The sequence below is a fragment of the Pseudomonas sp. NY15181 genome (genome assembly GCF_048068055.1).
In the GTDB taxonomy this organism is placed as follows: domain Bacteria; phylum Pseudomonadota; class Gammaproteobacteria; order Pseudomonadales; family Pseudomonadaceae; genus Pseudomonas.
Genome location: NZ_JBLUPT010000005.1, coordinates 257,265 through 272,481, shown reverse-complemented (window position 1 = coordinate 272,481; position 15,217 = coordinate 257,265). Strand labels below are relative to the sequence as shown.

Sequence of the window (15,217 nt, the reverse complement as noted above, 5' to 3'; positions counted from 1 at the left end):
GAGGTTTCCACCATGCGCACCCTGCTTCTGCTCACCGCCCTCGTCGCCGGCGCCGCCCAGGCCGCCGAGCCGCTGACCATCGACGTCCACCGCGATGCCAACTGCAGTTGCTGCAAGGACTGGATCAAGCACCTGGAAAGCAACGGCTTCACCGTCAACGACCACGTCGAGGCGGACATGAGTGCAGTGAAGACCAGACTCGGCGTGCCTTACAACATGGGCTCGTGCCACACCGGGGTGATCGATGGCAAGTTCGTCGAGGGCCATGTGCCGGCGGCCGATGTCCTCAAGCTGCGCGAGCGTGCGGATCTGGCCGGCGCCGCCGTGCCGGGCATGCCGGTGGGCTCGCCGGGCATGGAGATGGGCGACCGTCATGACGCCTATCAGGTGGTGGGGCTGACCACGACCGGCCAGCGCGAAGTGCTGGCGGACTACCCCGCACACTGAAGACCTTCCCTGTCGGGGAAAGGGACTTACCAACGAAAGGGGCGGCCATCTGGCCGCCCCTTTCGTCTTATTCCGCCTTCGCCGGCAACAGGCCGTCGGCGCGGAACATCGCCTTGATGCCCCGTACCGCCTGGCGCAGACGGTCGCGGTTCTCGATCAGGGCGAAGCGCACATGGTCATCGCCGTAGTCGCCGAAGCCGACGCCCGGCGACACCGAGACCTTGGCCTCCTTGAGCAGCTTCTTGGCGAACTCCAGGGAGCCCAGGTGCGCGTAGGGTTCGGGAATCTTCGCCCAGATGTACATCGACGCCTTGGGGTTCTCCACCATCCAGCCGGCCTCGTGCAGCCCTTTCACCAGCACGTCGCGGCGTTTCTGGTACTGCTCGGCGATGTCGCGCACGCACTGCTGGTCGCCTTCCAGCGCGGCAATGGCCGCCACCTGCAGCGGGGTGAAGGTGCCGTAGTCGTGGTAGCTCTTGATCCGCGCCAGGGCCGAGACCAGCTCCGGGTTGCCGACCATGAAGCCGATGCGCCAGCCGGCCATGTTGTAGCTCTTGGACAGGGTGAAGAACTCCACCGCGATGTCCTTGGCGCCGGGGACCTGCATGATCGACGGGGCTTTCCAGCCGTCGAAGGTGATGTCCGCGTAGGCCAGGTCGTGCACCACCAGCACGTCGTAGCGCTTGGCGAGGTCGACCACGCGCTCGAAGAAGTCCAGCTCCACGCACTGCGCAGTGGGGTTGGAGGGGAAGCCGAGGATCATCATCTTCGGCTTGGGAATGGATTCGCGGATCGCCCGCTCCAGCTCGTTGAAGAAATCGATCCCCGGTACCAGCGGCACCGAGCGCACCTGGGCGCCGGCGATCACCGCGCCGTAGATGTGGATCGGGTAGCTGGGGTTGGGCACCAGGATGGTGTCGCCGTGGTCCAGGGTGGCCAGCATCAGGTGCGCCAGGCCTTCCTTGGAACCGATGGTGACGATGGCCTCGGATTCCGGGTCGATCTGTACGTCGTAGCGGTCGCGGTACCAGTGCGAGATGGCGCGGCGCAGGCGCGGAATGCCACGGGAGGTGGAGTAGCCGTGGGTGTCCTCGCGCTGGGCGACCTGGCAGAGTTTCTCGACGATGTGCGGCGGCGTGGCCCCGTCCGGGTTGCCCATGGACAGGTCGATGATGTCCTCGCCACGGCGGCGGGCGGCCATCTTCAGTTCAGCGGTGATGTTGAAAACGTAGGGGGGCAGGCGATCGATGCGCGCAAAGCGACGAGCTGAACGGGGTTCAGTCATGGTGTCCTCTGGTTAACGTAGGCGCCCGGAACCGTCCGAGCGACGCCGGCCACTGCGGTGGCCTGGAAAGCACGGCACTGTGACCTGCGCTTTCTTGTCGGCGAACATATAGCTCGCTAGGCTGGCTGTCGAGTTTTTCTTATCGGCCGCTCAAACGCGGCCTCTGGAGCCCCATGCTTCCCCTTCAGTATTGGCAACTCGACGTCTTCGCTCAGCAACCGCTGAGCGGCAACGGCCTGGCGGTGTTCCCCGATGCGCGCAGCCTGCCAGATGCGACGCTGCTGGCGCTGACGCAGGAACTGCGTCAGTTCGAATCCATCTTCCTGTTCCCTTCGGCCACGCTGGATACCTATTCGGCGCGCATCTTCACCCCCGAAGAGGAACTGCCCTTCGCCGGCCACCCGGTGCTGGGCGCCGCCGCGCTGCTGCACCACCTGCACCAGCGCGGCGAGGAGGAGCTCTGGACCCTGCAACTGGCCGCCAAGGACGTGAAGGTCGCGACCCGCAAGCGCGGCGCCGGTTTCCACGCCGAGATGAACCAGGGCACAGCGGATTTCGGCAACGTGCTGGATGACGAGACCCGCCGCTGGTTCGCCGAGGCCTTCTCGCTGTCCGCCGCCGACCTCGCCGACTACCCCGCCGCCGTCGTCAGCACCGGCCTGCCCTACCTGCTGCTACCCGTGAAAAGCGAGGCACTGGGGCGCGTACGCCAGCGCACGGACCTGAGCGCCGAACTGGCGAAGCTCCACGCCGCCTTCGTCTTCGTGCTGGATGTGGATGGCCGCGAGGGCCGTACCTGGGATGGCGCCGGCATCATCGAGGACGTTGCCACCGGCAGCGCCGCCGGCCCCGTCGCGGCCTACCTGGTGGAGCTGGGCAAGGCCCGCCGTGGCGAGCCGTTCCACCTCTCCCAGGGCCGTTTCGTCGGTCGCCCCAGCCGCCTCGACGTACTGGTCGGGCAGGACGACGAGGTTCGCGTCGGCGGTGACGTGCAACTGCTCGCCCGCGCCGAGCTGCTGCATCGCCTGTCCTGACGATCGGGCTGGCGGCGCACGCCCCTCACGACAACACTGAATCATCTGATTCAAGGAGACGCCGCCATGCTCTGGCGCAAAGGACGACGCAGCGACAACGTTGTGGACGCACGGGATGAAACCGGCAGCGACATGGGCGGTGGCGGCGGCCCGCGCATTGGCGGGCGTGGCCTGAGCCTGGGCGGCGTGGCCATCGTCGTGGTGGTCGGCCTGCTGATGGGCCAGGACCCGATGACCATCCTCGGCTCGCTGCTCGGCCAGATGGACGTCTCGCAACAGGCGCCGAGCCGTCCGGTGCAGGGCAAGCCGACCAACCCGAACGACCCGCAGGTGGAATTCGTCCGCGCCATCCTCGGCGACACCGAAGACACCTGGGGCGAAATCTTCGCCCGCAGCAACGCCCGCTACGAGCAGCCCAAGCTGATCCTGTTCAACGGCGGGGTGAATTCCGCCTGCGGCTTCGCCTCCTCGGCGGTCGGGCCCTTCTATTGCCCGGGCGACCATCGCGTCTATCTCGACCTCGGCTTCTTCCGCGAGATGGAGCAGAAGTTCTCCGCTGCTGGCGACTTCGCCCAGGCCTACGTGATCGCCCACGAAGTCGGCCACCATGTGCAGAACCTGCTGGGTATTTCCGCCAAGATCAACGCCGCACGCCAGCGCGGTGCGCGCATGGAAGGCGCCGACGGCCTGTCGGTGCGCCAGGAATTGCAGGCCGACTGCTTTGCCGGGGTCTGGGCCAATCATGCGCAGCAGCGCCTGAACTGGCTGGAGCCGGGCGACGTGGAAGAAGCGCTGAACGCCGCCAACGCCATCGGCGACGACCACCTGCAGCGCCAGGCGCGCGGCACCGTGATGCCCGACTCCTTCACCCATGGCAGCTCGGCGCAGCGCGTGCGCTGGTTCAAGCTGGGCTTCCAGAGCGGCTCGCCGGGCAAGTGCGATACGTTCAAAGCGCAGACGCTGTAATCCCGCATGACGCGTAGGGCGTACAACCGTTCGCGGTTGTACGCCGATACACCTCGCCGCATCAGCCGGCTCCCAGGCCGAGTTCGGAGTGCCCGGAAGCCAAGGTCAAACGGCGTATAACGTCGAACGTTATACGCCCTACGCTCCTGACTAACGACAGGCCTACAGGCTACGGCTCAGCACATACAGAAAGTAATCCGGGTCCACCGGCTTGAGCATGACTTCCAGCACGTTCAGCCCCATCGCCTCGATCACGTCGAGGGTGTCGGCCCGGCCTGAAAGGACGATGATCGGCAGGAAGGTGCCGATTGCATTGAGATCGCGGATCAGCTCCAGCCCCGCCCCCTTGCGCTCCATCGGCAGGTCGGTGATCAGCAGGTCGATGTTCGACTCGTCCCGGCGAATACGGCGTAGTGCTTCGGGCGCGCTGTGGGCGATCAGGCAACGGAAGTCGGCAGTCTCGATCAACTCGCGCAAGCCAGCCAGCACCTCGGGATCATCCTCAACCAGTAGCGCCACGGGTTTGCGCGGAGCCGGCGCGGTGACTTCCCGCAATGCCGCCAGTTCTTCCTCGTCGAGAATGTCCGGGGTGACCATGACTGCAATACCACCCGTAGAAACCTATCCGTCCAGTATAGAAGCATCTTGCCATCACCTCGCCCTGACCCTGAACGGTGGATAAAAAAGGGCCGCCCGAAGGCGGCCCTGGAAAGACGCCGGCAAGGCCGGCGCGTGGGATCAGCTCGCCTTGGCCAGCCCGGCCGCGCCCAGGCGCTCGGCGATCTCGCCGAGGATGTTCGGGTCGTCGATGGTGGAGGGTGGCGCGTATTCCTCGCCATCGGCGATCTTGCGCAGCACCGCGCGGAGGATCTTGCCGGAGCGGGTCTTGGGCAGGCGCTTGACCACCACCGCACGCTGGAAGCAGGCCAGCGCGCCGATGCGTTCGCGCACCAGCGCCACCAGCTCGCGCTGCAGAACGTCCTCGGCGATCTGCGCGTCGTCCTTGAGTACCACCAGCCCGAGCGGCACGTGGCCCTTGAGGTTGTCCGCCACGGCCAGCACCGCACACTCGGCCACCGCATCGTGCAGCGCCAGCAGCTCCTCCATCTCGCCGGTGGAGAGGCGGTGGCCGGAGACGTTAATCACGTCGTCGGTACGGCCCATGATGTAGACGAAGCCTTCCTCGTCCACATAGCCGCCGTCGCCGGTGTGGTAGTAGCCGGGATAGGTCTTCAGGTAGGCCTGCAGGTAGCGCGGGTGGTCATTCCACAGGGTCTGCGCGCAGCCGGGCGGCAGCGGCAGGGCGATGACGATGGAGCCCTGCTCGTTCGGGCCCAGCATATGGCCTTCGTCGTCCACCACCTGCACGTGGTAGCCGGGCACCGCACGGTTGGTGGAACCGGCGCGCAGGTCGTGGCCGTCCAGGCCGGTACAGGGCGCGGTCACCGGCCAGCCGGTCTCGGTTTGCCACCAGTGGTCGTGCACCGGCTTGCCGGTGAGTTCCTCCAGCCAGTGCTGGGTACTGCTGTCGAGCTTCTCGCCGGCGAGGAACAGGTGGCGCAGCGAACTCAGGTCGTAGCGCTTGAGCAGTTCGCCGTGGGGGTCTTCCTTGCGTATCGCGCGAATCGCCGTGGGCGCGCAGAACAGGCTGTTGACCTTGTGTTCCTCGATCACCCGCCAGTAGCTGCCGGCGTCCGGCGTGCGCACCGGCTTGCCCTCGTAGAACACCGTGGTGCAGCCATTCATCAGCGGGCCGTAGACGATCAGCGAATGGCCGACCACCCAGCCGACGTCCGACACGCCCCACCAGACATCGCCCGGCTGCAGGCCGAAGATGGTCGGCAGCGCATAGTGCAGCGCCACCGCGTGACCGCCGTTGTCACGCACGATGCCCTTGGGTTTCCCGGTGGTGCCGGAGGTGTACATGATGTACAGCGGGTCGCCGCTGGCCAACTCCACCGGCTCCGTCGGCTGGGCGTGGGCCAGGGTTTCGCGCCAGTCCAGGTCGCGCCCGCCGAACAGTTCGGCCATCGCCTGCGGGCGCTGCAATACCAGCACATGGGCGGGCTGGTGCAGCGCCAGTTCCAGGGCCTTGTCCACCAGCGGCTTGTATTCGATGACCCGGTCGAACTCCAGCCCGCAGGAGGCGGTGAGGACCAGCTTGGGCTTGGCGTCGTCGATGCGCAGCGCCAGCTCGTAGGGCGCGAAGCCACCGAACACCACCGAGTGCACGGCGCCGATGCGCGCGCAGGCCAGCATCGCCATCGCGGCCTGCGGCACCATCGGCATGTAGATGATCACCCCGTCGCCGCGCTCCACCCCCAGCGCGCGCAGGGCGCCGGCCAGGCGGGCGACTTCGTCGCGCAGCTCGCGGTAGGTGAAGCGCTGCTGGGTCTGGGTGACGGGGGAATCGTAGATCAGTGCAGTCTGCTCCCCGCGACCGAGTTCGATCTGGCGGTCTAGAGCGAGGTAGCTGGAGTTCAGGCGGCCATCGGCGAACCAGCGGTGGCTGCCGTCGGGCAGGGATTGCAGGACATCCTGCGGGGCGCGGTACCAGGCCACGCGGCGGGCCTGCTCGGCCCAGAAAGCGGACGGCTCCGCGATGGAGCGGTCGTAGCACTGCCGGTAGTTCATCATCTGAGCCTCTTATTTGTTGTTATCGAGGTCGAACAACGAGTATGGCCGGGGTTAACCACCCCACCATCAACCTTTGGTCGTATGCCGGCCGTTCTCAGGTAGCAGCCGGCTTTTATTGCGGGAGCGACGGCGGAACATTCCACGCAAGGGCAAAGCTATCACCCGCACAGGGAGCCGATGATCGACTAAATTGTGCTCTTGCTGGATTAAATTGCTGAGCGGACTACCCGTATGTCGAGAACCTCGGACTGGCCCCTTCCCGCCGACAGCCTGCGCCTGGTGCTGCCGCCGACGCTGCTGCAGAAGCTCGCCACCCACCCGCTCAGCCGAGACCTCTATCCCAGCTCACTGGGCCACTATCGCCGCGCCCGCGACCACCAGATGAGCCGGGAGCAGCACGACGACCACCTGCTGATCTACTGCAGCGAAGGCCAGGGCGAGCTCCTCGTCGACGGGCAAACCCAGGCCGTCGGCTGTGGCGACCTGATCTGGCTGCCACCGGGCGTGCCCCACGCCTACCATGCCGATCCCGCCAACCCCTGGACTATCCACTGGGTACACCTGCGCGGCGACGGCGCCGACTGGCTGCGCCATGCCGCCGGCTACGGAGATTCGCCGGTACGCCACTGGGGCCTGCAGCACACCCTGGTCAGCGGTTTCGCCCAATTGCTGGAGGCGCGCCTGAGCGGCTACCGCTTCCAACCCTTCCTCCTCGCCGCCAGCCGCCTGCGTGCCCTGCTCTGCCAACTGCCGCTGCTGCGCCCGGTGCGCGACGCCGGGCTCGACCTGGACGGCCTGCACGCCTACATGCGCGACAACCTCCACCAGCGCCTGGAACTGCCGCAGCTGGCGGCCTTCTGCAACCTCTCCAAGTTCCACTTCGTCAACCGCTACCGGGCGCTCACCGGACGCACGCCGATCCAGCACTTCCTGCACCTGAAAATCGAATACGCCTGCCAATTGCTGGACAGCAGCAGCTGCGGCATCGCCCAGGTCAGCCAGGCCGTGGGCTATGACGACAGCTATTACTTTTCAAGACTTTTCAGCAAGGTCATGGGGCTCTCGCCCAGCGCCTACCGCAGGCGCCTGAGCCAGGGCCGCGGCGGGGCATGAGGGAGAGGGCAGGCCGGTTGTCGGCGACCTTGCGTCGCACCCCTTACCGTTCGATGACAGGACTACACTGAGACTCCCTTCTAACGACCGCACAGGGGTGCCCCGTCATGCACATCCTCGTTCGCCCGTCCTCCGCCAACAAGAATCAGCCTTGGGAAGTCTGCCTGGATCAACAGGCCGTCGGCTTCCGCAGCGAGCGGGAAGCTCGCTCCTTCGTCGAGACCCTGGAAGCCCGCTTGCGGGCCCCGCACCAGTTGCCCGAGTTGCGCCAGCACGCTGCTGGCTGATGCCGCTCAGGCGGCGCGTTCACTGATCTGTCCGCTGGACCAGCCGAGTAGCGCGGCGGCCAGCCCGCAGCCGGTGATCACCAGGGCCATCGGTAGCGCCGAACCATCATGCAGGGCGCCGACCAGCGCCGAGGCGCCCGCCGCCACGGTGAACTGCAGGCTACCCATCAGGGCCGACGCGCTTCCGGCGTGTCGCCCCTGGCTGGCCATGGCACAGGCCGAGGCATTGGGCAGCAGGAAGCCCAGGCAGGCGATGGCGCCAAACAGCGGGATCAGCAGCGGCCACAGCTGCGCCGGCCTGGCCAGGGTGATCGCCAGCAGCATCGCGCCGCAGGCGAAGTACACCCACACCGCCCTGCGCAACCAGAAACCCGGCCCGCGATAGCGCAGCAGCCGCGCGTTCACCTGCGCCATCAGGATGAAGCCCGCCGCATTGCTGCCGAAGATCCAGCCATAGTGCTCGGCCGGCACGCCATAGAGCTGGATGAACACGAAGGGCGAGCCGGCGATATAGGAGAACATCCCCGCGACGGCGACGCCGCCGGTCAGCGCATAGGTGAGGAAGGAGCGATCGGAGAACAGCGCCAGGTACTGCCGCCCCGCCCCACGCAAGGGCGCGCGCGGACCGGCCGGGATGGTTTCGGGCAACCACAGGGCAATGGCCGCACCGGCCAGCGCGCTGAACAGCGTCAGGCAGAAGAAGATCGACTGCCAGCCGGACAGGTTCAGCAGCAGTCCGCCCCCCAGCGGCGCGAGAATCGGCGCCAGCCCCATCACCAGCATCAGTTGCGAAAAGGCCCTGGCGGCGGCGATCGGGTCGCACAGGTCGCGCACCACCGCCCGCGAGATCACCATGCCCGCGCAGCCACCCAGCGCCTGGACGAAACGCGCAGCGATCAGCCATTCGAGGTTCGGCACGAAGGCGCAGGCCAGCGACGCCAGGGTGAAGATGCTCACCCCCAGCAGCAGCGGAATACGCCGGCCAACGCGATCCGCCAGCGGGCCGTAGAGCAGTTGGCCGATGGCCAGGCCGGCGAAGTACGCCGACAGGCTCAGCTGAATATGCTCGACGTCGGTGTCGAAGGCATGCGCCAGCGCGGGGAAGCTGGGCAGATAGAAGTCGATGGCCATCGGCCCGAAGGCGCTCAAGGCGCCAAGGATCAGCAGGATACGCAGATTCATGAAGTCACCTGGGCGCACCCCGGCGGTGGCGGCTCAGGCGCCTGGGCGGACGGGGTACAAGGTTCTGCCGCGAGAGCGCTACGCGACGAGGCCTTGCATTGTGACAATGGCCGGGAAATTAGCAAGCTCACTAATCAATTCCCGAAAAGATGGTAGGCGGACCGGCGGGCTGCCGGTCCGCCCTGGCTTCAGGCCTTGTGGGCCTCGCCCTCCGCGGGCTTGCCCTTGTTCTTGCGGGCGGAGAGCTTGTCGGACAGCGACTCCACCAGCATGTAGAACATCGGGATGAGGAAGGTCGCCAGCAGGGTCGCGGCGAGCATGCCGCCGATCACCCCGGTGCCGATCGAGTGACGGCTGGCCGAGCCCGCACCGGAGCTGATCGCCAACGGCACGCAACCCAGGATGAAGGCCAGCGAAGTCATGACGATCGGGCGGAAGCGCAACTTGGCCGCTTCCAGCGCCGCCTGCATCGGGCCCATGCCCTGCTCTTCGCGGCAGAGCACGGCGAACTCGATGATCAGGATGGCGTTCTTCGCCGCCAAGCCGATCAGCGTCACCAGACCCACCTGGAAGTACACGTCGTTATCGATGCCGCGCAGCCAGATGGCGAGGATCGCGCCGAATACCGCGAAGGGCACCGCGGTGACCACCGCCAGCGGCAGCGACCAGCGCTCGTACTGGGCCGCCAGGATGAGGAACACCAGGATCAGGCCGAAGATGAATGCCTGGCCACCTGAGCCCTGCGCTTCCAGCTCCTGGTAGGCCGAACCGATCCAGGTCAGCATGTAGTCCTCGCCGAGGGTCTGGTCGGCCACCTGCTGCATCGCCGCCAGCGCCTGGCCGGAGCTGAAGCCCGGTGCCGGACCGCCGAGCAGCTTGGCTGCGGGGAACACGTTGAAGCGCGAGAAGGTGTCCGGGCCGAGGATGCGGCGCACCTGCACCAGCGTCGAGAGCGGCACCAGGTCGCCGGTGGCGGAGCGCACGTAGACCTGTTTGAGATCATCCGGCTTGCGGCGGAAGTCCGACTCGGACTGCAGGTTCACCTTCCAGGTACGACCGTAAAGGCTGAAGTCGTTGACGTAGTAGGCGCCGAAGGTGGACTGCATGGCAGTGAACACATCGTCGATCGCAACGCCAAACGCGCGCGCCTTGGTGCGGTCCAGGTCGATGTAGTACTGCGGCACGTCGGCGTTGAAGGTGGTGGTCACGGCGGCCAGTTCGGGGCGCTTGGCCGCCGCAGCCATGAACTTCTGCACGATGGCCTGCAACTGCTCGGGAGTGCCGCCGCTGCGGTCCTGGATGTAGGCCTCGAAGCCGCCGGTAGTGGACATGCCGGTGATCGGCGGCGGGTTGAAGCTCAGGGTCATGCCGTCCTGCTCGCGCATACCCAAGCCCATGAAGGTGCGCGTCAGGTTACGCGCGTCCAGCGACGGCTCCTCGCGTTCCTTCCAGTCCTTGAGCGTCACGAAGGACACGCCGGCACTGGTGACGTTGGTGTTGGTCAGGATGTTCAGACCGGAGAAGGTCACCACGTCCTTGACCGCCGGGTGCTTGCGCAGTTGCTCGGAGACCGCCTCGGTCAGCTCCTCGGTGCGTTTGAGCGAGGAAGCCGGCGGCAGGATGTAGGCGTTGAGCACATAGCCCTGGTCCTCGTCTGGCACCAGCGAGCCGGGCACCCGGCCGAACAGCACCACCATCAGCGCGATCATCCCACCGACCAGCAGCAGGCCGATGGACGCGCGCTTGAGGAAGAACTGCACACCCGCGCCGTAGCCTTCGGTGGCCTTGTCGAACATGCGGTTGAACCAGCGGAAGGGTGCCGCCGGCTCCTTGTGCTCGGGCTTGAGGATCAGTGCGCAGAGCGCCGGCGACAGCGTGAGCGCGACGATGCCGGAGATCACCACCGACACCGCGATGGTGATCGCGAACTGCTGGTACATCTGCCCGGCGAGACCACCGAGGAAGCCCACTGGAATGAACACTGCGCAGAGCACCAGGACGATGGCGACGATCGGTCCGGTCACCTCTTCCATCGCCTTGATCGCCGCTTCCCTAGGGCCGAGCTTCTCGGTCCGCATCACCCGTTCGACGTTCTCCAGCACCACGATGGCGTCGTCGACCACGATGCCGATCGCCAGCACCAGGCCGAACAGGGTCAAGAGGTTGATGGAGAAGCCCAGCAGGTACATGCCGGCGAAGGTCCCGACCAGCGACACCGGGATCGCCAGCACCGGGATCAGGGTGGCGCGCACGTTCTGCAGGAACAGGTAGACCACCAGCATCACCAGCACCAGGGCCTCGAAGAAGGTGTGCACCACCTCCTCGATGGACACCTTCACGAACACCGTGGTGTCGTAGGGGATGGTGTAGACGATGCCCTGAGGGAAGCGCTTGGACAGCCGTTCCATGGTGCTGCGCACGGCTTCGGCGGTATCCAGGGCGTTGGCGCCGGGTTGCAGGTACACCCCGAAGGCCGCGTTCTGCTGGCCGTTCAGGGTGGTCTTCATCGAGTAGTCCTGGGCCCCCAGTTCGACCCGGGCGACATCCTTGAGCAGCAGGCTGGCGCCGGTGCTATCGGTGCGCAGGATAATGCTCTCGAACTGTTTCGGATCGGAGAAGCGGCCCTGGGTGCTCACCGTATAGGTGAAGTCCTGCGGGGTGTTCAGCGGTTCCTTGCCGAAGTTGCCGGCGGCGAACTGCGAGTTCTGCTCTTGAATGGCGTTGACCACATCGGTCGGCGTCAGGTTGTACTGCGCCAGCTTGTCCGGACGCAGCCAGATGCGCATGGAGTAGTCCTTGGCGCCGAACTGGGTAACGTCACCCACGCCGGGCAGGCGCTTGAGTTCGTCGATCACGTTGATCAGCGCGTAGTTGCTGATCTGCACCGGATCGACCGAGTTGTCCGGCGAGTACAGGATGACCAGCTGCAGGATGTCCGAAGACTTCTTCTGCACCTTCACGCCCTGCCGGCGCACTTCCTGCGGCAGCTTGGCCAGCGCGGCCTGCACCTTGTTGTTGACGTTGATGGTGGCCTGGTCGGGATCGGTGCCGACCTTGAAGTACACGGTGAGGGTCATGGCACCGCTGCTGTCCGAGGTGGACAGCTGGTAGATCATGCCTTCCACGCCGTTGATTTCCTGTTCCAGCGGCGCGGCGACGGTTTCCGCGATCACCTGCGAACTGGCGCCCGGATAGTTGGTGGTCACCGACACCTGCGGCGGCAGGATCTCCGGGTACTGGGCAATCGGCAAGGCATGCATCGCCGCCATCCCGCCGAGCAGGATGACGATCGAGATCACCATGGCAAAGATCGGACGATCGATGAAGAAGCGCGAAATCACGATGGGCGCTCCTTAGGACTGGCTTTGGGCAGTATTGGCCGCAGAGGGCTGCGCGCCACCTTCAACCGCTTTGACCGGCTGATCGGGACGGACCTTGATCAGGCCATCCACGATGACCTTGTCGCCTGCATCCACGCCGGCATCGATGATCCAGCGGCCACCCACGGTCTGCGAGGTGGTGACCTGCCGCACGCGGGCGAAGCCGTCCTTGTCCACGACGTAGACGAAGGTGCCGCGTGGGCCCTGGGCCAGAGCACGCTCAGGCAGGGTGACGGCATTCTTGCGGGTGATGCCCTTGACCAGCACACGCACGAACTGGCCGGGGATCAGCTGGTTTTTCGGGTTGGGCACCACGGCGCGGGCATTCACCGTGCCGGTGCCGGTGTTGACGAAGCTGTCGGTGAAGTCGACTACGCCATCGATGGGGTACTGGCTACCGTCGCCGAAGTGCAGCTCGGCACTCAGCTTGCCGTCCGCGGGCAGGCTCAGGCGGCCGCTCTGCACGCCATCGCGCAGGCGCGCCGCCTCGGTGTCGGGATAGGCGAAGTTGACGTACACCGGGTCGAGCTGAGTGAGCTTGGTCAGCAGGCTGGAGCCCGGGTCGGCGGCGGCCACCAGGCTACCTTCGGAACGGACCTCCTTGCTCGCCATGCCGGAGATCGGCGCGGTCACGGTGGTGTAGTTCAGGTCGATCTGCTTGGCCTGCACGTTGGCGCGTGCGGCTTCGACATCGGCCTTGGACTGTTCGAAGTTGGAGATGTAGCGGTCCAGCTCGCTTTCGCTGGCAAAGCCCTTCTTCTGCAGTTCGCGGATACGGCGCAGGTCGCGGTCGGTCTGGCGGTAGCGTGCCTGGGCCTGTGCCAGCGCGCCCTGGGCCTGCCCCAGAGCGGCCTGATAAGGACGCGGATCGATGCGGAACAGTACCTGTCCTTCCTTGACCGGACGGCCTTCCTCGTAGGTGCGGCGCTGCAGGATGCCGCTGACCTGGGCGCGTACCTCGACCTCCCGGTAACCGGCAGTGCGGGCGGCGTATTCCAGGGTCACGGGAACGACGGAGCTCTTGGCGATTTCCACGGTCACCGGCGGAGGCGGCGGTGCGGCGGCAGCAGGTTTGTCCTCAGCCTGTAGCGCCGTGGCGAACAAGGCAGGTAAGCCGAATACAACAAGCGCAAAGGGCAAACGGCGGACGAACTGCATGTAACCTCTCCATGGAATGACAAAAATAGCGGGACGTTAGGAATATTGACTGAGAGGAGTTCACTTCCGCCAGTGCCTATAAGGGACTGTTCGTACATTAAAATCAGTAAACTGCCAACTGAGTAGTGATCCTAGCCTGTATACCAGTAAGCGCCATGCGAAGAACTAAAGAAGATTCGGAAAAGACGCGGCAGACGATACTCGACTCGGCCGAGCAGCTTTTTCTGGCCAAGGGCGTCTCCAACACGAGCCTGGAAGAGATCGCCAGGAGCGCCGGCGTGACCCGTGGCGCGGTGTATTGGCACTTCCAGAACAAGGCTCATCTGTTCAACGATCTGCTCAACCAGGTACGCCTGCCGCCCGAGCAACTGGCGCAGCGTCTCTCCGGCTGCGACGGATACGATCCGATCCAGTCGCTGTTCGAACTGAGCGTGGAGGTCATCGAGAACCTGGCGCGTCATCCGCAGAAACGGCGCATCCTCACTATCCTGCTGCAACGCTGCGAGTTCACCGATGAACTGCGCGATGCGGAAGAACGCCACAACCACTTCGTCCGTCAGTTCATCGAACTGTGCGAACAGCTGTTCACCCGCGAGAGCTGCCGTAGCCGGCTGATGCCGGGCGTGACGCCGCAGATCGCTTCGCGCGCGGTGCATGCGATGATTTTCGGCCTGCTCAGCGACTGGCTGCGCGATCCGGAGCTGTTCGACGCGGAGCGGGAAACCCGCTTCCTGTTCGATGCCCTGTTCAGAGGGCTGGTGCGCGACTGGAGCGCGCCCCAGGCCTGATGGGCCGGCGTGAAGCCGGCCCGGAAGGAAAGAAAGACGGCTCTCAGGCGGCCTCGGCCTCATAGCCTTCTTCGCGGATCGCCGCGAGAATCGCCGCGTCGTCCAGGCGGCTGGCGACGCGCACCTCGCCCTGGCCCAGGTCGACCTGGACTTCCGCGGCGGCATCCAGTGCCTGTACCGCCTGGGTAATGGCACGGACGCAGTGACCACAGCTCATGCCTTTGACTTGGAAGGTATGCATGGGAAATCTCCTGTCGTTTGATGATTCGCTGGATGCAGTCTCGACCTTCCCCTCGTGGCAAGGTCAAGCGCCCTGGCGATTTGTTTCCACAGGCTTGTCCTGCGTCAGGCTCTCAGCCAAGCTGCCCAGATGATTCCTCCCGGAGAACGCCCATGCGCCGCGCCCTCCTCCCAGCCCTCGGCCTGCTGTTCTGTGCGCTGGCGCAGGCCGACGGCATGCCCGACACCTCGCCAGCTCCCTTGCCGCCCACACAACCGGCGCCGCCACCCACCGCGCCCGGTTCCTGGCCGATGCCCGACGCCCAGCCCATCGCCTACGCCGTGCTGATCGTCAGCCGCGAACGGCTGGACACCGGCACCGCCTGCGACATCGACCTCTATGTGCAGGACCAGAAGGTCTCGCGCCTGCAACCCGAGGGCGAGGTTGCGCTCAACCTGCCGCCGGGCGAAACCTCCCTGCGCCTGCAGACCGCCAGCTCCGGCCTCTGCCACGGTGGCATCGAGCCGCTGCGCGGGCAGTCGGTGACGCTGCACGCCGGCGAAGTGCGCAAGTTCCGCATTGCCAACAGCGAGAGCGGCCTCTATCTGGTGCCGGTTTCCAGCGGCGGTTGAGCGGAGTAGATTGATCTGCGGCAAGGAGCCGCGGAGAAAGGGTTGACCTTGCCCTTGTGTCAAGGTTGATCCTGTTGGGGAACTTCAG

The 15,217-nt window shown here is 65.8% G+C and carries 14 protein-coding genes; 7 read left to right on the top strand and 7 right to left on the bottom strand.

Annotated elements, in window-relative coordinates; all coding sequences use genetic code 11:
• The first annotated feature begins 12 nt into the window (after positions 1-12).
• Positions 13-447 carry a DUF411 domain-containing protein gene (locus ACNFBT_RS14965; protein ID WP_416750535.1) on the top strand — a complete coding sequence of 145 codons (435 nt, stop codon included), beginning with the start codon at positions 13-15 and terminating at the stop codon, positions 445-447.
• A gap of 67 nt (positions 448-514) precedes the next feature.
• Here the strand turns inward: ACNFBT_RS14965 and alaC are convergent, their stop codons facing one another.
• The gene (alaC, locus tag ACNFBT_RS14960; RefSeq protein ID WP_416750533.1) at positions 515-1,732 is read right to left on the bottom strand and encodes an alanine transaminase; all 1,218 of its coding nucleotides are present in this window, start codon (positions 1,730-1,732) and stop codon (positions 515-517) included.
• A gap of 173 nt (positions 1,733-1,905) precedes the next feature.
• On the opposite strand from alaC, the gene ACNFBT_RS14955 reads away from it, so the two are divergent.
• Together ACNFBT_RS14955 and ACNFBT_RS14950 are read left to right on the top strand one after the other, a co-directional pair.
• Entirely contained in the window at positions 1,906-2,766 is an 861-nt protein-coding gene (locus ACNFBT_RS14955; RefSeq protein WP_416750531.1) for a PhzF family phenazine biosynthesis protein, read from the top strand.
• A gap of 66 nt (positions 2,767-2,832) precedes the next feature.
• Positions 2,833-3,732 carry a neutral zinc metallopeptidase gene (locus ACNFBT_RS14950; protein WP_416750529.1) on the top strand — a complete coding sequence of 300 codons (900 nt, stop codon included), beginning with the start codon at positions 2,833-2,835 and terminating at the stop codon, positions 3,730-3,732.
• A 162-nt stretch (positions 3,733-3,894) separates the two neighbouring features.
• Here the strand turns inward: ACNFBT_RS14950 and ACNFBT_RS14945 are convergent, their stop codons facing one another.
• Together ACNFBT_RS14945 and ACNFBT_RS14940 are read right to left on the bottom strand one after the other, a co-directional pair.
• Positions 3,895-4,329, bottom strand: coding sequence for a response regulator (locus tag ACNFBT_RS14945; RefSeq protein ID WP_416750527.1), 435 nt, complete (start codon positions 4,327-4,329; stop codon positions 3,895-3,897).
• Between the two features lie 141 nt (positions 4,330-4,470).
• Positions 4,471-6,366: a propionyl-CoA synthetase gene (locus ACNFBT_RS14940; protein WP_416750676.1), complete on the bottom strand. Its 1,896-nt coding sequence runs from the start codon at positions 6,364-6,366 to the stop codon at positions 4,471-4,473.
• Between the two features lie 234 nt (positions 6,367-6,600).
• Here ACNFBT_RS14940 and ACNFBT_RS14935 point away from each other — a divergent pair, with 234 nt between their 5' ends.
• Both ACNFBT_RS14935 and ACNFBT_RS14930 read left to right on the top strand, forming a co-directional pair.
• On the top strand, positions 6,601-7,482 hold the full coding sequence (locus ACNFBT_RS14935) for an AraC family ligand binding domain-containing protein (protein ID WP_416750525.1): 882 nt from the start codon (positions 6,601-6,603) through the stop codon (positions 7,480-7,482).
• Positions 7,483-7,589: 107 nt separating this feature from the next.
• Entirely contained in the window at positions 7,590-7,769 is a 180-nt protein-coding gene (locus ACNFBT_RS14930; RefSeq protein ID WP_416750523.1) for a hypothetical protein, read from the top strand.
• A 6-nt stretch (positions 7,770-7,775) separates the two neighbouring features.
• Here the strand turns inward: ACNFBT_RS14930 and ACNFBT_RS14925 are convergent, their stop codons facing one another.
• The 3 genes from ACNFBT_RS14925 to ACNFBT_RS14915 all read right to left on the bottom strand — a co-directional run bounded on the left by ACNFBT_RS14925 (position 7,776) and on the right by ACNFBT_RS14915 (position 13,489).
• Positions 7,776-8,951, bottom strand: a complete 1,176-nt coding sequence (locus tag ACNFBT_RS14925; RefSeq protein WP_416750521.1) for a multidrug effflux MFS transporter — start codon at positions 8,949-8,951, stop codon at positions 7,776-7,778.
• Between the two features lie 188 nt (positions 8,952-9,139).
• Complete coding sequence (locus ACNFBT_RS14920) at positions 9,140-12,292, bottom strand: efflux RND transporter permease subunit (protein ID WP_416750519.1); 3,153 nt, start codon at positions 12,290-12,292, stop codon at positions 9,140-9,142.
• Positions 12,293-12,304: 12 nt separating this feature from the next.
• Positions 12,305-13,489, bottom strand: a complete 1,185-nt coding sequence (locus tag ACNFBT_RS14915; protein WP_416750517.1) for an efflux RND transporter periplasmic adaptor subunit — start codon at positions 13,487-13,489, stop codon at positions 12,305-12,307.
• 155 nt (positions 13,490-13,644) lie between these two features.
• On the opposite strand from ACNFBT_RS14915, the gene ACNFBT_RS14910 reads away from it, so the two are divergent.
• The gene (locus ACNFBT_RS14910) at positions 13,645-14,277 is read left to right on the top strand and encodes a TetR family transcriptional regulator (protein WP_416750515.1); all 633 of its coding nucleotides are present in this window, start codon (positions 13,645-13,647) and stop codon (positions 14,275-14,277) included.
• A gap of 43 nt (positions 14,278-14,320) precedes the next feature.
• Here ACNFBT_RS14910 and ACNFBT_RS14905 read toward each other — a convergent pair whose 3' ends face one another.
• The gene (locus tag ACNFBT_RS14905) at positions 14,321-14,518 is read right to left on the bottom strand and encodes a heavy-metal-associated domain-containing protein (protein WP_416750512.1); all 198 of its coding nucleotides are present in this window, start codon (positions 14,516-14,518) and stop codon (positions 14,321-14,323) included.
• A 152-nt stretch (positions 14,519-14,670) separates the two neighbouring features.
• On the opposite strand from ACNFBT_RS14905, the gene ACNFBT_RS14900 reads away from it, so the two are divergent.
• A complete protein-coding gene (locus ACNFBT_RS14900) occupies positions 14,671-15,129 on the top strand; it encodes a hypothetical protein (RefSeq protein WP_416750510.1) in 459 nt (152 codons plus the stop codon).
• Positions 15,130-15,217: the final 88 nt, after the last annotated feature.